This window comes from Spongiimicrobium sp. 3-5 (assembly GCF_046557915.1).
In the GTDB taxonomy this organism is placed as follows: Bacteria; Bacteroidota; Bacteroidia; order Flavobacteriales; family Flavobacteriaceae; genus JBHEBG01.
In genome coordinates this window covers 306,188-328,787 of record NZ_JBHEBG010000003.1, presented here as the reverse complement: position 1 = coordinate 328,787, position 22,600 = coordinate 306,188, and the positions used below count along the sequence as shown (strand labels likewise).

The following is a 22,600-nucleotide window of genomic DNA, read 5'->3' as shown; positions in this document are numbered from 1 at the left end:
ATTGTTCAAAGTTAGCGGTCCAAACTTGGGCTTTCCTAACTTTTAATCTCCAATTTGTTTCGAAGGAAGAACCTTATGACCATCAATTGCAAAGGAAACCTAATTGACCTGAACATCCCAAAAATAATGGGTATTTTAAACATTACGCCAGATTCCTTTTATGATGGAGGTAAATATAAAGATGCCCATGCGATATTGACCCAAACCGAAACAATGCTAAAGCAAGGCGCTACCTTTATAGACCTTGGGGGTTATAGTTCGCGACCAGGAGCGGAAAACGTGAGCGAAAAAGAGGAATTGCAACGTATTCTTCCTGTAATAACCCTCCTGCAAAAAGAATTTCCAGACATATTGCTTTCCGTTGATACTTTTAGAAGTAGAGTAGCTGAGGAAGGTCTGGCCATAGGGGCCGCTATGATAAACGACATTTCTGCAGGAAAAAGAGATCCCGAAATGTTACCAATAATTGCCAAACACAGCGTCCCTTATATTATGATGCATATGAAGGGTACCCCACAAACAATGCAGCAACATAGTACGTACGAAGATCTTATGGGGGAGATTTTAGTATACTTTTCTGAGCGCGTGGCAACAGCCCGAAAACTTGGTATCAATGATATTATTGTAGATCCTGGTTTCGGATTTGCCAAATCCTTGAAACAAAATTATGTACTGCTGAGGCAGCTTTCTATTTTCGAAACTTTAAATCTTCCTCTTTTGGTAGGGGTCAGCAGAAAATCCATGATCTACAAAGTACTGCACACAGATGCACAAGGTGCCTTAAACGGGACCACAGCATTGAATATGTATGCTTTGGACCATGGAGCAAATATTTTAAGGGTTCATGACGTTAAAGAAGCGGGGGAATGTATTAAATTGATACAGGAACTTAAGCATGGGACCAATTGATTTTTGGTTAACCTATTTTTCCTAATTTTACAAAAACCACTTGGCTTGGATTTTTTAAATTTTCTTGATTTTAGAATTACGGATATCATAGACATTATTCTGGTAGCCGCACTCCTTTACTACATCTACAAACTTGTACGTGGCACAGTTGCCATTAATATTTTCATTGGCATCGTAATTGTATGGGGGCTCTGGAAATTAACAGAGTTGCTGGATATGAAGATGATCAGCAGTATGGTAGGCGGCTTTATGAGTATTGGTCTAATAGCCTTGATCATCGTTTTTCAACAAGAGGTACGTAAATTTCTTTTAATGGTAGGTTCAACCAATTTTGCCTCTAAACGAAGTTTTGTGCGCCAATTTAAATTTCTGAGACAAGAAACGGTTGCTTCTGTAGTAAATATTGAAGCAATTTTGGGTGCTTGTGAAAAAATGAGTACCTCAAAAACCGGGGCCATTATTGTAATAGAACGAAACAACTCCCTGGATTTTATAAAATCGAGCGGAGATAAAATGAATATTGAGGTTACCCAACCCATCATTGAAAGTATTTTTTACAAGAACAGCCCCCTGCACGATGGCGCCGTGATAATAGAAGATAATTATATTGTGGCTACAAGGGTAATTTTACCGGTTTCTAGTGAACGTACCATTCCTTTGCGTTTTGGGTTACGGCATAGAGCGGCCGTAGGAATTACGGAAAAAACCGATGCACTGGCACTTGTGGTTAGCGAAGAAACCGGAATGATATCTTACATTAAAAACGGGGAGTTTGTGCTCTACCAAGATTTAACGGAACTGGCCAATGTAATACAGGACGATCTAGTGTAATTAAGCAACCTCCTCAGCCATAAACTGTGCTTCATAAAGATTGCTGTAATACCCTCCAAGTTTCAGAAGTTCTTTATGCGTGCCGGTTTCCACAATTTTACCCGCTTCCATCACCAGAATTTTATCGGCCTTTTTTACTGTTGCCAAACGGTGGGCTATTACAATGGAGGTTCTGCCTTGGGTAATTTTATCCGTAGCTTTTTGTATCAACTGTTCGGAGTAGGTATCTACAGAAGACGTAGCCTCATCCAACACCAAAATACTTGGATTGCTCACATACGCCCTTAAAAATGCGATTAGCTGACGCTGGCCACTGGAAAGCATAGTACCTCGCTCCTTAACATTATATAAATATCCTCCGGGCAAGCTAGCAATAAAATCGTGCACCCCGATCTCTTTTGCTGCCTTTTCAATGGTTTCCAACGAAATGGACTCATCTTTCAAAGATATATTGTTGGCAATAGTATCTGCAAAGAGGAAAACATCTTGCAGCACTACGGCAATACCGGAACGAAGTGAAGATAGTTGATAGTCCTTTATATTGATATCGTCAACAAAAATGGCGCCCGAATTAATTTCATAAAAGCGGTTCAGCAAATTAATTATGGTAGATTTCCCCGCTCCCGTGGCTCCCACAATAGCTATGGTCTCCCCCACTTTTACATCGAATGAAATACCATGGAGTACCTCTTCATCCTCCAAATACCCGAACCGAACATCAGAAAATGCAATTTTTCCTTCGATTTGTTCTTTTAGTACCGTACCGTGATCCTCTATTTGCCCACCAGTATCCAATATTTTGAATACTCTATTAGCGGCAACCATGCCCATCTGAAGGGTATTAAATTTATCTGCGATCTGCCTTAAAGGCCTAAACAGCATATCTATCAACAAAATAAAGGTAAAAATAGTGCCGTATTCGTCGGCCGCAATATTGCTTACATTTTGAAGTCCGCCGTACCATACGATCAACCCTACGGTAATTGAAGAAACAATTTCCGCTATAGGGAAAAAGATAGAGTTGTACCATACCGTCTTCAACCATGCATTTTGATGCTTTTCATTGATCCGTCTGAAATTTTCTCGCTCTATTTTCTCTCGTGTAAAAAGCTGCACGATTTTCATTCCTGTGATGCGTTCCTGCACGAAGGAATTTAAATTGGATACCTGGGCCCTTACTTCTATAAAAGCAACTTTCATGGCCTGTTGAAACACGCGGGTAGCGTATAATATTATAGGAAGTACCCCAAACACTATTAATGCCAGTTTCCAATCGAGATAAAGCATTACTGCCGCCGCCACGATCATTTTTAACAAGTCTGCCACAATCACAAAAAACCCTTGGCTGAATATTTCACCTATTCTTTGCATATCTGCCACGGCCCGGGTAACCAACACCCCTATAGAGGAATTATCGAAATATTTCATCCGAAAACCCATCATCCTTTCAAAAAGATTGATCCGTATGTCCTTAATTACAGATTCTCCCAACCAGTTGGCGTAGTAGTTAAAGGAAAGCTGACTAACCACCTGTCCAAAAAGGACACCTAGCAAGGCCAAGGTAAGGTTCCACAATTGTTCTACGTTCTTCTGTTTAACCGCCTCATCAATAATATCACCCACAATAATTGGCGTAAGCACGGCAAAAGCAGAGGCCAGAACAGCTGCAAAAGCCACTCCGTAAAACGTTGGCCTATAAGGTTTGGTATGTGCCATAACCCTATTGAACAGCCTAAAATCAAATGCTTTGCCAGTATCTTTATCCATGTATCTTAAAAAAATCTTTGGGGTATAAAACCTTGGTTAAATATAAGCCTTTTGCCGGAACGGACACACCTGCCCTACTCCTATCCTTGCTTTGAACTACCTGATGCAATTCGTCCAAGGTCATCTTTCCTAAACCCACCTCGATCAAAGTCCCAACAATGGCTCGTACCATATTTCGTAAAAAGCGATCTGCGGTAATGGTAAAAACCAATTTATCCTGGTCTTTCTTCCATTTTGCATGCTTTATTTTGCATATAAAAGTCTTTACATCGGTGTTGGATTTGGAAAAGCACTCAAAATCCTCGTATCCCATTAACAGTTCTGCTGCGTTGTTCATTAAAGCTACATCCAATGCTTGCTTTACATAATGTGCCGCCTCCATAGAAAAAGGATCCTTCTTTTGTACTACCCAGTATTCATAAGTGCGCTCCAAAGCATCAAAACGTGCATGTGCATGGTCTGCCACCTTATGAATATTGTGTACGGCAATATCGTCTGGGAGAAAAGCATTTAACCGATGTATTGTATCCGCTTCCAAAGCATCCTCCGTTAAATCAAAATGGGCAAATAACTGCCGTGCATGTACACCTGCGTCGGTTCTACCTGCCCCCACCAAAGAAACCGGTTGTCTCAAAAGTTTGGAAAAAACTTCTTCCAACACGTGTTGTACGGTAATGGCATTCGGTTGTTTTTGCCATCCGTGGTAGGCCTTGCCAACATATGAAAAAGCAACGAAATATCTCAAGTGAATACCCTATTTTTGTAGCGCCTAAAGATACCCCAATCACATTAAAAAGAAGTACAACGCTGTTATATTTAAGCATTTTTTAAGTTTTCCCAACAATTATTTATCTCGCGACCAATGCACAAAAAAGCTTTGATCAGATACTTTGGGATTTCTTTTAACCGAACAATTCATGACAAAAATCCTATTATTATCCGACACCCATGGCCATATGGACAAGGCCATACTAAACTATGTGGAACAGGCAGACGAGGTTTGGCACGCCGGGGACATAGGCAGTTTAAAGGTAACAGATGCCCTGCTGGCACTTAAACCAACCAAAGGGGTCTATGGAAATATCGATGACCATATAATCCAAAAAGAGTTTCCTCTTAACAATCGGTTTCTGTGCGAAGAGGTAGATGTTTGGATAAAGCACATTGGGGGTTATCCAAATAGATATGATGTAAGCGTAAGGGAAGATATAAAAAGGAACCCCCCAAAGTTGTTTATTTCTGGTCATTCCCACATATTAAAAGTGATGTGGGACAAAAAATTGGGATTGCTTCATATGAATCCCGGTGCCTGCGGCAAGCATGGTTTTCACCAAGTACGGACGATGTTACGGTTCGATATTGATAAAAAAGACATTAAAAACTTAGAAATCATAGAACTTGGCAAACGATAGGTTTGGTTGGTGGGGAGTGGTGTTTTCAAATTAGGGACGTAAGATAATTTTATAATTCCGTCTAAGCTAAGAACAAAAACAACCACAATGAAAACACAAAAATTACCTATTGCACTGATCTTGGGTCTGGGAATGCTCCTAGGATCATGTGGGGAAAAAACAAAAAAAAACGAAACCGTAATCGCCCCGGTTGAAGAAATGGCTAAAGAACCCGTTTACAATACGGAAGACCCCGCCTCTATTTTAGCTTCTGTGGCATATGCCCATGGAGGATGGGAAGATCTTCTAAAAAAAGGAGATGTTGCCTATACATATGACTACCGGTACCCGGCCAACAACGATGCGGATGTTTCTACGGAACGCTACATTTTTAAATCGGAAGTTTCTTTTGGCCATTATGAGCAGCATCAAATAAACGTAATGCCCAAAACTCCTGGTAAAGTAAGTCAGTTCTTTAACGGCACGGAAACCACCGTAATGCATAACGATGCAAAAGTTGAGGATCCACAGATACTTGGAGGAGCTGATTTTTTGAGAAGGGCAAACTATTTTTGGTTTGTAATGCCTTATAAATTAGGAGATAAGGGTACTATTGTAAGTTATCTGGGCCAAGAAGAATACAATTCCAAGGTCTACGACAAAGTAAAAGTTACCTATGACCCAGAAATTACCGGAAAAGAGCAAAACGATACGTATATCCTTTATGTTAATCCTACTACAAGACTCATAGATCGTTTCTATTTTTCTTTACCTTTTCTAGGACTCAATGACCCTCTGATCATTGCGAATTATTTCTATGAAACTATTGAAGGACAGACTGTAGCTACCAAGCGTACTTATTTTATGCCCAAGGAGGACGGTACTTATGGAGAAGAGCCAAGTCTGGTACAAACTATTTCTGACCTTAGTTTTAATAACGGTTTTACCACAACTTCCATTTTGGAAATGAACTAGGAATAAAAGCGACTGCTTTATAGTTGGTGTATAAAAAACCCAGGGAACAACCCCTGGGTTTACGCACTAATACTACTAAGATGTTAGGTTTAACGCAAACGATCAACAGATTTTACAAGATCTTCATCCTTTTTTATTGCCCTGTTGGACAGGGTTAAAAAAACGATAGAAAATACAGGAATCAGCATCCCAATACCCTTCTCAGAAATGATGTTTTCTCCGGATAAGTTTAGCGATCGGTAAACGAAAAATCCCAGTAAAAAAAGATTTAATATCATATTCAACCTGTTTACAACAAATTGATTTTTTCGATTCTTGAATAGGAAAATAGCCATAAGGGCCAACACAGCGGATCCGTAGAACATAATGGAGACAGGTAGTTCATTAACCGCAAAAACCTCTTCACCATTACCATTTGTCCAAAGACCTGCCCAAATAGGTAGTAAGCCTGCCAAAAGGCCTACAAAAAGTAAATAAACGGTCTGGATTCTCTGAATCATTACTTTTAATCGTATTAAAAGGCAAAAATAAGCGTCTTTTTAAAAAATATCGCCTAAATATTGAAAATAATTTGTAATATTGTTTCGCTTATTCGTTTAAGCACTTACCCAAGGGAGTATCTTTCCCGAGTAATACCCAAATGACAGTAGACTTCATAAAGTTTTAAGACAAGTATAATTTATTCAACACTCAATGTTTGAGATTTCAGATTTAAAATCAAAGAAGCTTCCCGAGCTTCAAGAAATTGCTAAGGGCTTAAAGGTTCCTAAGTACAAAACCCTAAAAAAACTTGATCTAGTATATCAGATTCTAGACCTACAGGCATCTAATCCCAGTGCAGTTCCCGGCAACGTAGAGAAAAGTCCAGAAAAACCTAAACCTACGCCTAAGCCAACACCCAAACCCAGAAGGGAACGAACTTCCAAGGAAACGGCTACCGTAAATAACCCCGAGGCCGTAGAAAATAAAGCTTCATTGCAAACGGATTCGGCAAAGCCAGCCAAGCAAGAAGAAAAAAGGCCGCAGCAACAAAAAAACAGTGGCAATAATCCTAAAAAGGACTTTCAAAAAAATACTCCCCAACATAAAAATCAGGGAAACAAAAATAGTGGTCACCACCACAAAAACGGTCAGGACAAGAACAACAGTAACTTTGACAAGGACCTAAAAAATAAGTACAAACAACCCGAGTTTGAATTTGATAGCATCATTGAGAGCGAAGGCGTCCTGGACATTATGCAAGACGGTTATGGATTTTTGCGTTCTTCGGATTACAATTATCTTTCCTCTCCAGATGATATTTACGTGTCCCAATCCCAGATTCGTCTGTTTGGACTAAAAACGGGGGATACTGTTTTGGGTAATGTACGCCCGCCAAAAGAAGGGGAAAAATATTTTCCACTCATTAAAGTTAACAAAATTAATGGGCTAGACCCTCAAGTGGTTAGGGATAGAGTTGCTTTTGAGCACTTAACACCGCTCTTCCCAGATGAGAAGTTTAATTTGGCAGAACGCCAAAGCACTATTTCCACTCGGATTATGGATCTTTTCTCCCCAATTGGCAAAGGTCAGCGGGGTATGATCGTATCTCAACCTAAAACGGGTAAGACCATGCTATTAAAGGATATTGCCAACGCAATAGCCGCCAACCACCCGGAGGTATACCAAATAGTATTGCTAATAGACGAACGCCCGGAAGAAGTTACGGACATGCAAAGAAATGTTCGTGGAGAAGTAATTGCATCTACTTTTGACAAAGAAGCAACGGAACACGTTAGGGTGGCCAATATTGTATTGGAAAAAGCCAAGCGTTTAGTGGAGTGTGGACACGATGTTGTTATTCTTTTAGATTCTATAACCAGATTGGCCCGTGCCTATAATACGGTACAACCAGCGTCTGGAAAAGTGCTTAGCGGTGGTGTAGATGCCAATGCCTTGCACAAACCCAAACGATTCTTTGGAGCGGCAAGAAACATAGAAAATGGAGGGTCCTTATCCATTATTGCCACGGCATTAACGGAAACAGGCTCAAAAATGGACGAAGTTATTTTTGAAGAATTTAAAGGTACCGGTAACATGGAATTGCAGTTGGATCGAAAAATTTCGAACAGACGAATATTCCCAGCTATTGACCTTACCTCTTCCAGTACGCGTAGGGACGATCTCTTATTGGATGAAAACAATATTCAACGTATGTGGATTATGCGTAAGTATTTGGCCGATATGAACCCGGTGGAAGCTATGGAGTTTATGGAACAACGCATTAAACAGACCAAAAACAATGAGGAGTTTTTAATGACGATGAGTCAGTAAACAAATCATCATGTATATCTAAAATCCCAAGTGTCATGGCACTTGGGATTTTTTGTTTTAATAACCCCCATACAGCGAATAGATTTCTTTTCTTGCTAAATTGAACGGAATATATGTTATTTTTATGACAGAAAACAGTACCCCCATAAAGACGAAAAGAACAAATTAGCAATCATTAAAATTACACTTATGAAAAACCTTGCAAAAAAGTCATCTTTAAAACCACTGTTCATTTTAGCAATACTGATTGGCCTAGTTGGCTGCGGAGAACAAAGAGCAAAGGAAAATGGGGAAGGACAACATGAAGAAGACCAAGAAGTTAAAGCGCCAGATCAAATTATTTCAGTAGATCAGGCCAAAAAGATGTTTGAAAACTATACCAAACGTAGGGCTCCCCTCATAGAACGCTACGAAGACTCTATAAACAGATACGAGAAGAAAAGTAGAGATACCTTTGATGTTGCCAGATATACATACTACGATTACAAAACCATAAAACAATATTTGGCCTACATAGAACAAGAAGCCAAATTGGCCAATGTAGAAATTTCTACCTTACGATTCTATTTTTCCAACTATCCGGATAAACCAAATTTTGAAGGCGGAAGAAAAATAGTTCATCCAAGGCAAAATTCTATTTTTATAATGCCAACCATTAAAGAGGACGGCAAAGATTTTGGTTTCTATACTGCGGATGGGGAACCCGGAAAGCGTAAGGCGGTTTTGTTAACCTATGAATTAGACGAATATTCCATTGAAGGAATGGGCGCACAAGAAGTTGGCAGTGAGAAATCTTACGCTACTTTTGTTCCCAACTTATCCACCTCTACTTCTAAGGGACCATCAATAAACTTTTATGGCAATAGAAGTACTATACTTAACGAAGGCGGTTCTGCACCACCGCCCCATCAATAGTATTGGATCTCAGTTGAACACAAAACGCTAACTGCTTTGGATTTTTTGAATAAGTTCTTAGAAAACTCCTTTGTGCCGTTATACGCCATAACGGCACTTCTTGCGTTAGTGAAATATCCAAAGTATTATACCACCTCGCTAAAATATTTGCCCATTATTTTTGCGTATACCTTTTTTAATGAACTTCTTGGGATTCTTATTTTACGGAATGAAGAGTTTAGCCTTTTCATGAACGACAGATATTCCTATTACAATGTTGTTATTTATAACATCTATAGCATCATTTTCTACCTATACTTTTACTACGTTTTTTGGGACCATCTCCAAAATGAAAGACATAAGGCGCTTGTATTGAGGGCCGGGTTGCTTTTTATTATCGTTAGCATTATTAACCCAATCTTTCAAAATTTTATGTTGGAGGCTCAGGTCTATACCTATGTGGTGGGCGCACTGATTCTTTTGACTTGTATTGTTTTGTATTTACTTCAGTTGAAGAACTCTGGGCCTACCTATTCTTTAAAAAGAGATTTATTGGCCTGGCTTAGCTTGGGGTTATCAATATTCTATATAGGCTATCTTCCCATTAAAATAAATAGACATTACAACGCAATCCATGGATTGAGTGAATATGTCCATTTAAGAAAAATTCATTTAAGTCTAATCTTAGTTATGTATACTTGCTTCATCATTGGATTTCTAAGAATGCGTAGGCGATTATCAAAGTAACTACCCTAAACTTTTATACCATCGGTAAGTAGTTATTTTAACGTAAGTAGAGTTAAAATAACCCGACAAATAATTAAATTTGATTTCCATAATGCTGTTTGGAATGTGCATTATAGGAGCCCATACCCTATACTAACAACCAATTCCGCAACAATATGACCACCTATATTGCCGAGTACAAAACTACCCATAAGATTATACAAATTCAGGAACATTCCTGCTTTATATGGCAGCAAGAAGGAGGAGAAATAGATATGGAGATGCTCACGGGAAAGATCGTGCGAGAATCATCAGTTCATTTTTTTAGCCTTATAGCCGGTAAGAATTATTTAGTCTCCACTGAGGACATTTCCGTGGATGTAATTAAAACAGAACCGTTTAAAGGCTAACATCCTTACTTCGGGAAACAAAAAACGCTCTTCCAAAGAAGAGCGCTAAATTATTGTACAATGACTTTTAAAAGTCTTAAAGAGCAGCTACTTGTTTAGATAACTTGCTTTTAAGGTTTGCCGCCTTATTGGCATGGATAATATTGCGCTTTGCAAGTTTATCTATCATGCTTATAACTGAAGGCAATAAAGTTTGCGCAGCCTTTTTGTCCTCTTCCGAACGCAATTTCTTGATAGCATTACGAGTGGTTTTGTGCTGGTACCTATTCCGCAACCTTACCGCTTCATTTCTTCTTATTCTCTTTAATGCCGACTTATGATTTGCCATTTTATTCTTTTGTTATTTTTTATACTAAACCCAAACGAGCTTTATATTGTAGCCCGTAGGGGAATCGAACCCCTGTTACCAGGATGAAAACCTGGCGTCCTAACCCCTAGACGAACGGGCCATTATAAGTTAGAACTTAAAAGTTGTACCCAAGACAACCAAAAGTCATCTTTAAGTTTTAAACCTTCTTGTAGTCCGTAGGGGAATCGAACCCCTGTTACCAGGATGAAAACCTGGCGTCCTAACCCCTAGACGAACGGACCATTAATTTACACAATTGCGGATGCAAAAATACAATTATTTTTTACTATCGCAACACCTATATATTATTTTTTAATTTCTTTTAATAAGCCTTGGCAAACAGCACTCTACGACTTGACGGTTTTCCGGTAACCATACAGCTTCCAACCTCCTCCGGAGCATCAATAGGAATACAGCGAATCGTAGCCTTGGTCTCGTCCTTTATTTTTTCTTCCGTTTCTGGGGTACCATCCCAATGTGCACTAACAAAACCACCCTTATTTTCCAGGATATCCTTAAATTCTTCATAGGATTCTACCGGTGTAATATGTTTTTGCCTATAGTCATATGCCTTTGTATAAATGGCCTGTTGCATATCTTCCATCAAAAATTGAATCCTAGCAACAACATCTTTTTCATTAACGGTCTCTTTTTCCAAAGTATCTCTTCTGGCAAGTTCGTATGTGCCATTTTCCATATCGCGTTGGCCTATTGCCAATCTTACCGGAACTCCTTTAAGCTCATATTCGTTAAACTTAAACCCGGGTTTATGGGTATCCCTATTGTCGAACTTTACGGATATTCCTTTTGCCCGTAGCTCTTTTACCAAGGGAGCAACACGCTCGGAAATAGCATCCAATTGCTCTGGACCCTTATAAATAGGTACAATTACAACCTGTATGGGTGCAAGCTTTGGCGGTAATACCAAACCGTTATCATCACTATGGGTCATTACCAATGCGCCCATTAGCCTTGTGGACACGCCCCAAGAGGTTGCCCAAACATGCTCTTGTTTTCCTTCTTTGGAGGCAAACTTTACATCAAAGGCTTTGGCAAAGTTTTGACCCAAAAAATGCGATGTTCCGGCCTGAAGCGCTTTTCCGTCTTGCATTAATGCCTCAATGCAATAGGTTTCTATGGCCCCGGCAAAACGTTCGCTTTCGGTTTTGGTCCCTTTAATTACTGGTACCGCCATATGGTTTTCAACAAAATCGGCATAGACGTTCATCATCAGCTCTGCTTCCTCAATCGCTTCCTTTTCCGTAGCATGGGCGGTATGCCCTTCTTGCCACAAAAACTCCGCGGTACGTAGAAAAAGACGCGTACGCATTTCCCAACGAACTACGTTGGCCCATTGGTTTATCAATAAAGGTAAATCTCTGTAGGACTGTACCCATTTCCTGAATGTATCCCAAATAATGGTTTCGGATGTTGGCCTTACAATCAACTCCTCTTCCAACCTGGCTTCCGGGTCTACGATAATACCACTGCCATCCTCCGCATTTTTCAATCTATAATGGGTAACTACGGCACATTCCTTTGCAAAACCTTCAACATGACTGGCTTCTTTACTTAGGTAAGATTTTGGGATAAACAGCGGAAAGTAGGCATTTTCATGACCCGTCTCCTTGAACATCTTGTCCAATCCGGCCTGCATTTTTTCCCAAATAGCATAACCATAAGGCTTTATCACCATACATCCACGAACTCCCGAATTTTCAGCCAAATCAGCCTTAACCACAAGTTCGTTGTACCATTTGGAGTAATCCTCTCCCCTTTTTGTTAAATATTTACCCATTATTCTCAGTTTGGCACAAAACTTGTGACTTAATCTTCTAAAAAATAGTTCGGTAAAACTAACTATTTTTATAATGTTCAACAATTAAATTTACCAAGATGATACATTCTCTACCCCGGCCTAAAATTGGAATTGTTGCCCTGTATACTTTTGTTGGAGCACTTTTTGTTTCCTGCGGGTCATATCAGCAAGCATCTTACTATGATAATGATGGAATTTATTCCGAGGAAAGGCGTCAGGTTTCGGTAGAACAACCCCGCTACCAGAGACCACCAGCGCAAAAAGAGGACAAAAGCGGGTATGGAAACTATTTTGGGCAGAAAGCGGATGAATATGGAGAAATATTGGACAGTGAGGTATTTACGGATGTAGATGAGTATTATGGAGGCGCTGAAAACGATAGCCTACAAATTGCGGAACAATCCAACTATTTTGATAATAATAACAATTACAATGGTTACGCCGGATGGGGAGAAAGCCCTTCTAACGTAAGTATTAATATATACGATAACTGGGGTGGTGCCGGCTTCGGTTGGGGATGGAACGACCCATGGCTTTGGAACAACTGGGGCTGGGGTGGCTTTTACGGACCCGGCTTTGGCTGGAATAGATGGAACCGCTGGAACAACTGGGGCTGGGGTGGCTTTGGTTGGGGTGGTTTTGGTTGGGGTGGTTTTGGTTGGGGTGGCTTTTACGGACCCGGCTTTGGTTTTGGTTATGGATTAGGTTACGGTGGTTTCTACGGTAGGCCTTATTATGGAAGATCGCATTATGGATATTACGGCGGAAGAGGTCGTTACGCCTTTAACCGAAGTAGACGTGGCTATTACAACCGCAATGGAGTAGTTGGTAATTCTTTAAGGAGTAGGTCTAGCGTTAGGAGAGGTGCTACCTCATCTAGATACAGAACATACAGCGGTAGGTCTAACGTAGGAAGAAATACCGGTACCCGCTCTTCTAGCAGGTATAGAACAGGGACTACGGCCCGAAGGACTGTGGGAGTAGATGCTGCAGCCCGTAACAGATCTTATAGGACCAGCAGAACCACACGTGCTGTACCACGGTACAATAGCAGCTCTAGAAGCAATCAGACCTATAGAAGTAATTCGCCTAGAAGCAGTACCTATAGAAGAAGTTCTGGCAATCGCACCAGTGCGGCCAGGGGCACTTACAGAAGTAGTGCACCTAGGAGTTCTTCATATTCCAGATCACCATCTTCACGTTCATCCGGAAGAAGTTCTGGGTACTCCAGATCATCTTCATCTTCCCGCAGTTCGGGTTACCGATCAGGAGGAAGTTCCGGAAGATCTAGCGGAAGTGCAAGAAGCTCCGGAGGAGGCTCTCGCTCTTCTGGAGGTAGATCCTCAGGCGGTGGAAGAAGAGGTGGCGGAAGACAATAAATAGGTACAATCAATTAAATCATTCTAAATTTTACGATAATGAAAAGCTATTTAACTTTGCTAATGGTATTGTCATGTGCATTATTGAGCAGCCAAAACATAAACGATGTATTGCGATACAGCATAGATAACACACAAGGAACGGCGCGTTTTCAAGGACTAAGCGGAGCTTTTGGAGCATTGGGAGGCGACTTATCCGCACTAAACGTAAACCCGGCCGGATCTGCAGTTTTTAATAATAGTTTGTTTACCGTTTCAGGTACCAATTATTACAATAATAACGATGCCTTATATTTTAACCGTACCAGCACGGAAGACCTTAATGATGTAAAAATTAATCAGGTAGGTGGTGTTTTTGTATTTAAAAGCAATAACAATGACGATTGGCAAAAAATTGCATTGGCCTTTAACTACGATTTAGTACAGAATTTTGACAACAGGACTTTTATAGCCGGAAACAGCAATCAGGGCATAGACAATTATTTCCTGAATTTTGCGCAGGGAGTTCCACTAGGGCCATTATTGCTACAGGATGGCGAATTCATAGAAGAAGCTTATTTAGATATCGGTGCCAACTTAGGTTTTGCGGACCAACAGGCATTTCTAGGCTATTTTGGGGGTGTTATAGACCCTGTGGACGCCACAGACGACAATAATACCGATTATGTCTCCAATGCCACCTATAACACCGTAAACCAAGAATTTTTTCAGCGAACTTCTGGTTACAATGGCAAATTTACCCTAAATGTGGCATCACAATACAAGGAAACCCTCTATCTAGGGGCTTCTTTAAACTTCCATACGGTATTTTACGACAAGATTACACGATTGCGCGAAAGCGGTTTCGATGCTGGTTCCGAAATTCAATTTGTGGATTTTGACAACTTTTTGCATACCGAAGGCTCTGGTTTTTCCTTTAGTGTAGGTGCCATAGCCAAACTTAATGATAATATACGGGTTGGAGGAAGCTATCAATCTCCAACTTGGTACCGACTTACCGACGACACTTCGCAACGCATAAATTCAGATCTGGCGGACAATGATATTGGATTTATCGATTTCAACATCGTTAATTTATTTGAAAGATATACCATAAAAACACCTGGTAAGTTAACGGGGAGTTTGGCGCTGATCTTTGGAAAAGAAGGTCTTCTAAGCTTCGACTATGGGTATCAAGATATGTCACAAGCCGAATTGCGCCCTACAAGCGATGCTAGTTTTGCCTCGGAAAACACATTTATTGCAGGTCAATTGGGTGCCGTATCCACTTACAGGGTCGGTGGCGAGTATAGAATTGACCAAGTTAGCCTTAGGGCAGGATACCGTTTCGAAGAAAGTCCATATGAAGATGGTGTTACCATAGGTGACCTAAACGGTTATTCTGGTGGTATTGGATATAACTTTGGTGGAAGCCGATTGGATTTGGCCGTTAGTAGAACCGAGCAAGATTTTAACCAACAATTGTTCGATACGGGGGTAACCACACCAGCTTTAATAAGCAGTGCAATAACCAACGTAACACTTGGCTATACACTTAATTTTTAAGGAAAATCTTAGAAAAAGCAACAATAAGGGCCCGTTAACGGGCCCTTATTGTTTTAGCGTTTTAATGTAAAGTGTGCTCGTTTTGTGGTTGCCACAACTATTCCTTCTTGATCTTCGGAAAACTCTATCCTAAACCAATAATCGGATGAGGGCAACGGCCTACCGTTAAAGGTACCGTCCCAACCAATGGTGGTCTCGTCTAACTGCTTTAGGAGCTTCCCAAAGCGGTCAAAAATAAAAACTGCCGGATCTGTTAAAGTCTCTATCCCCAATACGTTCCATGCATCGTGAATCCCATCGCCGTTCGGCGTAAAAAACTTAGGATACCCAACTACCAAAAACTCTATGGGTTCTGTAGTACCACAGCCATTTTTATCGTTTATAATAACAGTGTTCATACCCGGGGGGATATCAAGGAAAATTGGGTCGTCCTGAAATTCGCCCCCATTAATGGCATATTCATAACTCCCATTACCATCAACTATTATTTCCACGTTGTTGGTATCCACAGAATCGTCATCTATATTCCTTTCTAAAATTGACACCTCATCTAAAACAGGTATTCCAAAAAACGTTATTAAAACATCATCGGTAAGGGTAACACCAAAGATATCTTCTATGGAAACAAAATAACGCCCAGAATTTGGGCTCGCAACCGCTAATTCGGCGCCAAATGGCCCGGTACCGGTGAGTGTTTGATCTATAGTACCGTCATCATCAAAATCCACGGACCAGGCAACGCTTACAATATCTGCTCCGGCCGGAGAACGTAAAGCACTTAAAATAATATCGGGATCGCCCTCACAAGCAACAATGTCCAATCCTAAAAACTCATCTCGGAATACACAATCCAAAGCCGTATCCTGATTTGCATTTACCGAAGTCCCGGTAAACCTAAGGGAAAATGGCTCCGGATCCCCATTGAAATTGGTATTAAAGTTATTGATAAGCAGGTAATAGATTTCACCTTCGAGGACATCTAACCATTCGTCATAGGTATTTTGACTCCCAACTAGAAAGGGTGCACCTTCTTGCCCATTTTCAGGGTTTACACCTATTCCTGTGAACGCCGTTGTGTTTACCTCATAATTACATCGTATAGGTTCTGAAGCCCCACTACTTATATCTGCACAGGCAGAAGTGGGACCATAGGGCCCGTAAAGGGCAAAATCCCACTCGGCGGTTATCGATAAAGCCTCAATATGGAAACCGATCTGACCATCGGTGCCGGCTCTAAAAACATACCAAGCCGTGTTATTTTCTATATCCGCAGATGCCACACTTCCCTTTTCCAAACAGCCAGTCTGTCTAATAACGTCCGGATCAAAATCCGTAACATCACCACTACCATTGGTTTCGGAAATAATAGGTACATCCGCACATACGGGGATTGCGGTTCTACAATCTGGAGAGTTTTGTGCTATTGCCGCAAAAGTAAAAAGCAATAAACAAAACATGGGACAGATACGTGTTCTCATAGACTATGGGGCTAACGTTAGAAATACGATCAATATTATAACTCGCATCACTTTGATTTAGTATATTTCAACGTATTTTTTATACGGTTAATCGATGAAGTGATTGTTTTGATAAAAAATGGCACCAAATTATCTTCGAAGTGAAAAATGATTATTGATGTATTTAGCGGTAATTTTTTGACCTTGGTTGTCTATGTAAGTAAGTTTAAACCAATAATCTGAAGAAGGTAGATTTCTTCCTTGAAATGTACCATCCCAACCCAGGTTATTTTGATCTAATTGCTTTAGGAGTTTTCCATACCTGTCATAAATGAATACAACCGGCTCCTCCAAATCTGAAATTCCTGTAATTTGCCACCTATCATTAACCCCATCGCCATTGGGGGTGAAAAATTTGGAGAAACCCATTACGGTAATATTTTCGCTTGCCGTACCACATCCGTTAAGATCGTTTATGGTAACGGTATGCATTCCAGGGGTTACCCCATCAAAAACGTTGCTCGGTTGAAAATTCCCATTATCCAATTGATATTCAAAATCGCCCTCAATATCTGTAAGTATAGTAACCGTATTGTTATTTTGAAGACCCTCAATAACCACATCGGATATTTGTGGACGCAGTGATATAACAACAGAAACCGTTCTAGTGATTTGGCAACTAAGCCCTAGGCTTATATGTGTGGCGGTAAGTGTATAAGAGCCTGCTTGGGAAACGGTAATGCTAGCAGTAGTTTCACCGGTATCCCAGGCATAGGAATAACTGGGATTGGGCATTGTTTCACCAATTACGGCCATTAAATCTCCCTCACATAGATTCACTTCTTCGGGGAAACTTAAAACCGGAGTCTCCACAATGGTTAGCCCAAAACTTTCAGATGCATCAAAACATCTTGGATTTGCTATTGAGGCTACCCTTACATAAATGGTTTCCGTGCCGCCGTGTACCGGATAGGACTTTGGCAAACTATTTATTCCCTGTACAGCATCTGCCTGGGAATTGTGGTAACTCACCACAAATTCATTATTTGCTTGCCCTCCAAGGGCTTCCGCATCTTTCTGCGATAGATCGTAAAAACCAATTTCAGAACAGCTCAATTCGTCTACAAGCGGAAATGTACTAGGGTTCGGGGAAAATTCAACCTGTACATCGCTGAGAATTAGATCGCCAAGAGAAGTAAATACAGCTACCCTGTATAAAGCAGAGACATTTATGGGTAATATAGGGTTGTGTTCTCCTGCTATTGGGGAAAAACCCATACCAGTATCCATAAACCAATCGTACTGAACTGCATTGGTCGTTGCTGCATTAAGTACAATATTTTCATTCTCACATGCCGAAACAGGTGCGCCCAATAGGTTACTGATTATTGAGCAGTCCAAGGCATCGTGTGGGTTGGTAACAAAAATGTTACCGGAAAACTGAACGGAAAAACCCGTGTTATTATTGCTAAAGTTGTTGATCAGTAAAAAGTAATCCTCCCCTGCCGTAACCTGTAACCAATCTTCATACAGGACGGTGCCAGTGGCTCCTGTAGGATCTTCGCCCACACCCATATAGGTCATACCATCGCTATTATCAAAAAAATTACACCGTATCGGTTCTCCCAAGGTATTACAGTCCGACGCTCTATAGAGAACAAAATCCCAATCTTCGGAAGTATCAAATCCAATGTTGAAACCCAATTGCCCCGAAGCTCCGGTACGGAAACGATACCATGCAGAATTAGATTCTATGGCATTGGTAGACGTTTGCTCCAAGCATCCTGTTTGTAGGGCACTGTTAAAATCATCGATGCCAAACCCCGTTGTACCGCCATTTACAGGAGTATTGTTACAGATAGGAATTGCCGTATCACAATCGGGCGAAACTTGTCCCGACGCAATATAACCCCCGCATAAAACGGAAGCCCATATAGCAATCATTAATCTCCTCATTGGTAGGCATGGGTTTGGATGATATAAAACTAGATACTGCTCGGCGTTAACACTAATTTATGTTGTGTAACACCGTAAACATGGTATTAAGTGCTATATAATGTATATCTTTGCTCCTTGCTTAAGCCCCATTTAAGATGGTTTAAAAAGAAAAATGGGCCAAGCACTTAGCGTTGTTGAATAAGCTGTTTTTTATCAACAACCTTGGTTTACAGAAAGCCTTCCCCACTTATTTTGGGGATCCATCTTTTTGGTTAACACATCAATGGATAATTAAATAGTATCGAACTATGAAATTGGACAGCACAACGGAAGAACATTTTGATGAAATTGGAAACGGCCATGTTTCCACATCTGGTGATACACCCCTAAGAAAGGATGCTTTCCTTTTAACGGACGAAGAAAAAATAACGGCAATACGCAACAACGTTAGGGAGATAATGCAAACACTGGGATTAGACCTAGAGGATGATAGTCTAAGTGGCACACCCAATAGAGTTGCCAAAATGTTTGTAAAAGAAATTTTCGGGGGACTACACCCCAAGCGCAAGCCAAAATCCTCCACATTTAAAAACAAATATAAATACGGGGAGATGTTGGTAGAAAAGAACATTACCCTCTATTCTACCTGCGAACACCATTTACTGCCTATTGTTGGTAAGGCCCATGTAGCCTATATTTCTAAAGGTACTGTAGTGGGGCTTTCAAAAATGAACCGCATTGTGGATTACTACGCCAAAAGACCACAGGTACAAGAACGTCTAAACATTCAAATTGTAAAGGAATTACAGCAAGTACTGGGCACGGACAATGTTGCTTGCGTTATAGATGCCAAACATCTATGTGTAAATTCTAGGGGTATTCGCGATATTGAAAGCAGTACGGTTACGGCCGAATACGGTGGAAAATTTAAGGAAGAAGCGGTACGCAGGGAGTTTTTGGACTACATTAATCTTGATACCAATTTTTAATTGTTTTAACCAAAATGCAATTATACAAAACCCAACAACTTAAAGTATACAATTCCCTATCTAGCAAAAAAGAAGTTTTTGAACCCATTAACGAAGGTTACGTAGGCATGTATGTGTGCGGCCCTACGGTATACAGCAATGTACACTTGGGAAATTGCCGTACGTTTATGTCATTCGACATGATCTTTAGATATCTTAAACATTTGGGTTACAAAGTAAGGTATGTAAGGAATATTACAGATGCCGGTCATTTGGAAAACGATGCTGAGGACGGGGAAGACAAAATTGCAAAAAAAGCCAGGTTAGAGCAGCTAGAACCCATGGAGGTGGTACACAGGTATACTGTTGATTTTCACAATATCCTTAGAAAATTCAATTTTTTGCCACCAAGTATAGAACCTACGGCTACCGGTCATATTATTGAGCAAATGGAGATCATAAAAGATATCCTGGACAAAGGATATGCCTATGTGGTCAACGGATCGGTTTATTTTGACGTAAAGAAGTTTAATAAAGATCACGAATACGGAAAGCTAAGCGGCAGAAAATTGGAAGATATGATCGCCAATACCAGAAAGCTTTCCGCTCAGGAAGAAAAAAAGAGCCCGCAAGATTTTGCTTTATGGAAAAAAGCAGAACCCCAGCATATTATGCGTTGGCCATCTATTTGGGGAGATGGGTTCCCAGGTTGGCATTTAGAATGTACTGCTATGAGCATCAAATACTTGGGCGATACTTTTGATATACACGGTGGTGGTATGGATCTTAAATTTCCACACCACGAATGTGAAATTGCCCAAGCCGAAGCCAGTAATGGGCATTCGCCGGTTAAGTATTGGCTCCATGCCAATATGTTGACCTTAAATGGTAAAAAAATGGCGAAGTCAACGGGTAATAACATCTTACCCTTAGAAATATTTTCGGGCGAAAACGACGTGCTTAGCAAGCCTTTTTCTCCCTCCTCTGTACGCTTTTTTATGATGCAAGCACATTATACCAGTATTTTGGACATCAGCAACGATGCCCTTTTGGCCTCCGAAAAAGGATACAACAAATTAATGGAAGCTGTAACAGTATTGGAAGGTCTTACTGCAAAGACAGGTAAAGAATCTAATACTTCGGCTTTTGATGTTGCCGCTTGGATACAAAAATGCTATGACGCCATGAACGATGATTTTAATACCCCAATGCTTATAGCCCATCTGTTCGAGGCCGTTAAACATATCAATCTTATTAAAGAAGGAGAAGAAAATATTACATCTGAGGACAAAGCTTTATTGCAGGAAAGCATGTATAACTTTGTCTTCGATATTTTGGGACTAGAGCAGTCCTCTGACTCTGACATGGACTCTGACAAACTTTCTGGTGTTGTAGATCTGTTAATAGAGCTTCGTAACCAAGCGCGTAACAACAAAGATTTTGCCACCTCCGATAAAATAAGAGATCAATTGGCGGGTATGGGCATACAACTTAAAGATGGCAAGGATGGCACCACCTTTAGCGTTTCTTAAGCGGGTAGGGTCTTGTAACGGTCAACGTTGCAACCAATATAAAACTGAATAGCAGATTGCCATAGAATCCATTTGGTGTAAAATGAAAAAAATTCTGATAGCCCCTTTTATTTTTCTGGTAAAAATCTATCAGTTATTGATTTCGCCCCTTACACCGGCGACATGCCGCTATTCACCCACCTGTTCTCAATATACCCTGGAAGCCTTAAAGAAACATGGCCTTTTCAAAGGCGGGTGGCTTGCCTTAAAACGTATTTTTAGTTGCCATCCTTGGGGTGGAAAAGGATATGATCCGGTACCTTAAAAGCCTAAAAGCATGTCTTAATACTTAATGTCCGTTAAATCTGGAACACTGACTATAAAATAACAATTACTAATACAGTATTTACTTATCTTAGCCACTTAAAAACAAAAGCGAATGTACTTTTTAGGCATTACCTGGAACCCAGATGAGACACTTTTTAATCTAGGCGTCCTACAAATAAAATATTATAATTTACTTTGGATTGTGGCCTTTGCCCTAGGGTGGTATCTAACGAAAAAGATTTTTTTGAATGAAAAAAAGTCTGTAGAACAGTTAGATTCCCTTTTTATCCATACCCTTCTAGCAACTATGTTGGGTGCACGCCTAGGACATGTATTCTTTTATGATTGGCCTTATTACAAAAACCATCTTTTGGAAATACTGCTGCCTATACGGGAAAGAGCGGGTAGTACTTTGTTTGGATTGATAAACGGATACGAGTTTACCGGTTTCACCGGCTTGGCGAGTCATGGTGCGGCTATTGGTATAATTATAGCCATGTACCTTTATGTAAAAAAATATCCCGAATTTAAAATACTGGGTATACTGGACAAAGTGGTTATCCCGGTTTCTATAGGGGCGTTCTGTGTACGTTTGGGTAATTTTTTTAACTCCGAAATCAATGGGAAAATAGTTGATAAGTCTTTTGTTTTTGCTACGCGTTTTCTTCGAGATTCCGATGATATGCCCGCATCTAAAGCTTTAGCCATTACCAAAGAAAAATCCGTTAATGCCGCATACGACCTCATAGAAAAAGACCCAAGGTTTTCAGAGTATCTCGAAGCTATTCCTTACAGACATCCTGCCCAGTTATATGAAGGTGTTTGCTATATTTTTGTCTTCGCCATCCTCTACTACCTCTATTGGAAAACAGATAAAAAACTGAAATTAGGTTTTCTGTTCGGACTTTTTCTGGTGTTGTTGTGGACGATCCGTTTCTTTGTAGAATTTGTAAAGAAAAGCCAAGGTGGCTTTGAGGAATCACTGGGACTTTTATCTACAGGGCAATGGCTCAGCATACCATTTATTGCGGTTGGACTGTACTTTATGTTTAGACCCTCAAAAACTGTAACTTCATAAAAATCTATTAGCA

21 protein-coding genes and 2 tRNA genes are annotated in these 22,600 nt (G+C 40.4%); 14 read left to right on the top strand and 9 right to left on the bottom strand.

From position 1 onward, the window contains the following. Positions 1-75 precede the first annotated feature (75 nt). Both folP and cdaA read left to right on the top strand, forming a co-directional pair. Positions 76-909, top strand: a complete 834-nt coding sequence (gene folP / locus ACEQ81_RS12955) for a dihydropteroate synthase (RefSeq protein ID WP_411031325.1) — start codon at positions 76-78, stop codon at positions 907-909. A gap of 45 nt (positions 910-954) precedes the next feature. Then, complete coding sequence (cdaA, locus tag ACEQ81_RS12950; protein WP_411031324.1) at positions 955-1,740, top strand: diadenylate cyclase CdaA; 786 nt, start codon at positions 955-957, stop codon at positions 1,738-1,740. On the opposite strand, the gene ACEQ81_RS12945 is transcribed toward cdaA, so the two are convergent. Together ACEQ81_RS12945 and truA are read right to left on the bottom strand one after the other, a co-directional pair. Then, positions 1,741-3,507 carry an ABC transporter ATP-binding protein gene (locus ACEQ81_RS12945; RefSeq protein ID WP_411031323.1) on the bottom strand — a complete coding sequence of 589 codons (1,767 nt, stop codon included), beginning with the start codon at positions 3,505-3,507 and terminating at the stop codon, positions 1,741-1,743. After that, complete coding sequence (truA, locus tag ACEQ81_RS12940; RefSeq protein WP_411031322.1) at positions 3,500-4,252, bottom strand: tRNA pseudouridine(38-40) synthase TruA; 753 nt, start codon at positions 4,250-4,252, stop codon at positions 3,500-3,502. The genes ACEQ81_RS12945 and truA overlap by 8 nt, the downstream gene beginning before the upstream one ends. A gap of 172 nt (positions 4,253-4,424) precedes the next feature. Between truA and ACEQ81_RS12935 the strand changes: the two genes are divergently transcribed. Both ACEQ81_RS12935 and ACEQ81_RS12930 read left to right on the top strand, forming a co-directional pair. Continuing rightward, on the top strand, positions 4,425-4,919 hold the full coding sequence (locus tag ACEQ81_RS12935) for a metallophosphoesterase family protein (protein WP_411031321.1): 495 nt from the start codon (positions 4,425-4,427) through the stop codon (positions 4,917-4,919). An 87-nt stretch (positions 4,920-5,006) separates the two neighbouring features. Beyond that, positions 5,007-5,873 (top strand): DUF6503 family protein, encoded by an 867-nt coding sequence (locus ACEQ81_RS12930; RefSeq protein WP_411031320.1) that lies wholly within the window; start codon positions 5,007-5,009, stop codon positions 5,871-5,873. 89 nt (positions 5,874-5,962) lie between these two features. Here the strand turns inward: ACEQ81_RS12930 and ACEQ81_RS12925 are convergent, their stop codons facing one another. Further along, positions 5,963-6,373 carry a DUF4293 domain-containing protein gene (locus tag ACEQ81_RS12925; RefSeq protein ID WP_411031319.1) on the bottom strand — a complete coding sequence of 137 codons (411 nt, stop codon included), beginning with the start codon at positions 6,371-6,373 and terminating at the stop codon, positions 5,963-5,965. Positions 6,374-6,566: 193 nt separating this feature from the next. Here ACEQ81_RS12925 and rho point away from each other — a divergent pair, with 193 nt between their 5' ends. From rho to ACEQ81_RS12905, 4 genes are all read left to right on the top strand, one after another. Next, positions 6,567-8,186 carry a transcription termination factor Rho gene (gene rho / locus ACEQ81_RS12920; protein ID WP_411031318.1) on the top strand — a complete coding sequence of 540 codons (1,620 nt, stop codon included), beginning with the start codon at positions 6,567-6,569 and terminating at the stop codon, positions 8,184-8,186. A 189-nt stretch (positions 8,187-8,375) separates the two neighbouring features. After that, on the top strand, positions 8,376-9,101 hold the full coding sequence (locus ACEQ81_RS12915) for a hypothetical protein (RefSeq protein WP_411031317.1): 726 nt from the start codon (positions 8,376-8,378) through the stop codon (positions 9,099-9,101). A gap of 45 nt (positions 9,102-9,146) precedes the next feature. Then, positions 9,147-9,827 (top strand): hypothetical protein, encoded by a 681-nt coding sequence (locus ACEQ81_RS12910; RefSeq protein WP_411031316.1) that lies wholly within the window; start codon positions 9,147-9,149, stop codon positions 9,825-9,827. Positions 9,828-9,982: 155 nt separating this feature from the next. Further along, positions 9,983-10,216 (top strand): GTP-binding protein LepA, encoded by a 234-nt coding sequence (locus ACEQ81_RS12905; protein ID WP_411031315.1) that lies wholly within the window; start codon positions 9,983-9,985, stop codon positions 10,214-10,216. Positions 10,217-10,292: 76 nt separating this feature from the next. Here the strand turns inward: ACEQ81_RS12905 and rpsT are convergent, their stop codons facing one another. The 4 genes from rpsT to proS all read right to left on the bottom strand — a co-directional run bounded on the left by rpsT (position 10,293) and on the right by proS (position 12,363). Then, positions 10,293-10,544 carry a 30S ribosomal protein S20 gene (gene rpsT / locus ACEQ81_RS12900; RefSeq protein WP_411031314.1) on the bottom strand — a complete coding sequence of 84 codons (252 nt, stop codon included), beginning with the start codon at positions 10,542-10,544 and terminating at the stop codon, positions 10,293-10,295. 49 nt (positions 10,545-10,593) lie between these two features. Further along, positions 10,594-10,665 (bottom strand) — tRNA-Glu (locus ACEQ81_RS12895). 70 nt (positions 10,666-10,735) lie between these two features. After that, positions 10,736-10,807: transfer RNA gene (locus ACEQ81_RS12890), tRNA-Glu, on the bottom strand. A gap of 80 nt (positions 10,808-10,887) precedes the next feature. Further along, positions 10,888-12,363, bottom strand: a complete 1,476-nt coding sequence (gene proS / locus ACEQ81_RS12885) for a proline--tRNA ligase (protein WP_411031313.1) — start codon at positions 12,361-12,363, stop codon at positions 10,888-10,890. A 98-nt stretch (positions 12,364-12,461) separates the two neighbouring features. On the opposite strand from proS, the gene ACEQ81_RS12880 reads away from it, so the two are divergent. Together ACEQ81_RS12880 and ACEQ81_RS12875 are read left to right on the top strand one after the other, a co-directional pair. Continuing rightward, the gene (locus ACEQ81_RS12880) at positions 12,462-13,763 is read left to right on the top strand and encodes a hypothetical protein (protein ID WP_411031312.1); all 1,302 of its coding nucleotides are present in this window, start codon (positions 12,462-12,464) and stop codon (positions 13,761-13,763) included. Between the two features lie 39 nt (positions 13,764-13,802). Next, positions 13,803-15,308: an OmpP1/FadL family transporter gene (locus tag ACEQ81_RS12875; RefSeq protein ID WP_411031311.1), complete on the top strand. Its 1,506-nt coding sequence runs from the start codon at positions 13,803-13,805 to the stop codon at positions 15,306-15,308. A 53-nt stretch (positions 15,309-15,361) separates the two neighbouring features. Here the strand turns inward: ACEQ81_RS12875 and ACEQ81_RS12870 are convergent, their stop codons facing one another. Beyond that, entirely contained in the window at positions 15,362-16,786 is a 1,425-nt protein-coding gene (locus tag ACEQ81_RS12870) for a T9SS type B sorting domain-containing protein (RefSeq protein WP_411031310.1), read from the bottom strand. 129 nt (positions 16,787-16,915) lie between these two features. Beyond that, positions 16,916-18,721 (bottom strand): T9SS type B sorting domain-containing protein, encoded by a 1,806-nt coding sequence (locus tag ACEQ81_RS12865; RefSeq protein ID WP_411031309.1) that lies wholly within the window; start codon positions 18,719-18,721, stop codon positions 16,916-16,918. Between the two features lie 290 nt (positions 18,722-19,011). Here ACEQ81_RS12865 and folE point away from each other — a divergent pair, with 290 nt between their 5' ends. The 4 genes from folE (at position 19,012) to lgt (ending at position 22,587) form a co-directional block, all read left to right on the top strand. Further along, positions 19,012-19,692, top strand: a complete 681-nt coding sequence (gene folE / locus ACEQ81_RS12860) for a GTP cyclohydrolase I FolE (protein ID WP_411031308.1) — start codon at positions 19,012-19,014, stop codon at positions 19,690-19,692. Between the two features lie 14 nt (positions 19,693-19,706). Next, positions 19,707-21,203, top strand: coding sequence for a cysteine--tRNA ligase (cysS, locus tag ACEQ81_RS12855; protein ID WP_411031307.1), 1,497 nt, complete (start codon positions 19,707-19,709; stop codon positions 21,201-21,203). An 82-nt stretch (positions 21,204-21,285) separates the two neighbouring features. Beyond that, positions 21,286-21,507 carry a membrane protein insertion efficiency factor YidD gene (gene yidD / locus ACEQ81_RS12850; protein ID WP_411031306.1) on the top strand — a complete coding sequence of 74 codons (222 nt, stop codon included), beginning with the start codon at positions 21,286-21,288 and terminating at the stop codon, positions 21,505-21,507. A 114-nt stretch (positions 21,508-21,621) separates the two neighbouring features. After that, the gene (gene lgt / locus ACEQ81_RS12845) at positions 21,622-22,587 is read left to right on the top strand and encodes a prolipoprotein diacylglyceryl transferase (protein ID WP_411031305.1); all 966 of its coding nucleotides are present in this window, start codon (positions 21,622-21,624) and stop codon (positions 22,585-22,587) included. Positions 22,588-22,600: the final 13 nt, after the last annotated feature.

Excerpts from the sequence above, each read along its gene's own strand:
- folP (WP_411031325.1), top strand. The coding sequence starts at position 76 with ATGACCATCAATTGCAAAGGAAACCTAATTGACCTGAACATCCCAAAA.
- ACEQ81_RS12945 (WP_411031323.1), bottom strand. The coding sequence starts at position 3,507 with ATGGATAAAGATACTGGCAAAGCATTTGATTTTAGGCTGTTCAATAGG.
- ACEQ81_RS12935 (WP_411031321.1), top strand. The coding sequence starts at position 4,425 with ATGACAAAAATCCTATTATTATCCGACACCCATGGCCATATGGACAAG.
- ACEQ81_RS12930 (WP_411031320.1), top strand. The coding sequence starts at position 5,007 with ATGAAAACACAAAAATTACCTATTGCACTGATCTTGGGTCTGGGAATG.
- ACEQ81_RS12925 (WP_411031319.1), bottom strand. The coding sequence starts at position 6,373 with ATGATTCAGAGAATCCAGACCGTTTATTTACTTTTTGTAGGCCTTTTG.
- rho (WP_411031318.1), top strand. The coding sequence starts at position 6,567 with ATGTTTGAGATTTCAGATTTAAAATCAAAGAAGCTTCCCGAGCTTCAA.
- ACEQ81_RS12915 (WP_411031317.1), top strand. The coding sequence starts at position 8,376 with ATGAAAAACCTTGCAAAAAAGTCATCTTTAAAACCACTGTTCATTTTA.
- ACEQ81_RS12905 (WP_411031315.1), top strand. The coding sequence starts at position 9,983 with ATGACCACCTATATTGCCGAGTACAAAACTACCCATAAGATTATACAA.
- rpsT (WP_411031314.1), bottom strand. The coding sequence starts at position 10,544 with ATGGCAAATCATAAGTCGGCATTAAAGAGAATAAGAAGAAATGAAGCG.
- proS (WP_411031313.1), bottom strand. The coding sequence starts at position 12,363 with ATGGGTAAATATTTAACAAAAAGGGGAGAGGATTACTCCAAATGGTAC.
- ACEQ81_RS12880 (WP_411031312.1), top strand. The coding sequence starts at position 12,462 with ATGATACATTCTCTACCCCGGCCTAAAATTGGAATTGTTGCCCTGTAT.
- ACEQ81_RS12875 (WP_411031311.1), top strand. The coding sequence starts at position 13,803 with ATGAAAAGCTATTTAACTTTGCTAATGGTATTGTCATGTGCATTATTG.
- ACEQ81_RS12870 (WP_411031310.1), bottom strand. The coding sequence starts at position 16,786 with ATGAGAACACGTATCTGTCCCATGTTTTGTTTATTGCTTTTTACTTTT.
- ACEQ81_RS12865 (WP_411031309.1), bottom strand. The coding sequence starts at position 18,721 with ATGAGGAGATTAATGATTGCTATATGGGCTTCCGTTTTATGCGGGGGT.
- folE (WP_411031308.1), top strand. The coding sequence starts at position 19,012 with ATGAAATTGGACAGCACAACGGAAGAACATTTTGATGAAATTGGAAAC.
- cysS (WP_411031307.1), top strand. The coding sequence starts at position 19,707 with ATGCAATTATACAAAACCCAACAACTTAAAGTATACAATTCCCTATCT.
- yidD (WP_411031306.1), top strand. The coding sequence starts at position 21,286 with ATGAAAAAAATTCTGATAGCCCCTTTTATTTTTCTGGTAAAAATCTAT.
- lgt (WP_411031305.1), top strand. The coding sequence starts at position 21,622 with ATGTACTTTTTAGGCATTACCTGGAACCCAGATGAGACACTTTTTAAT.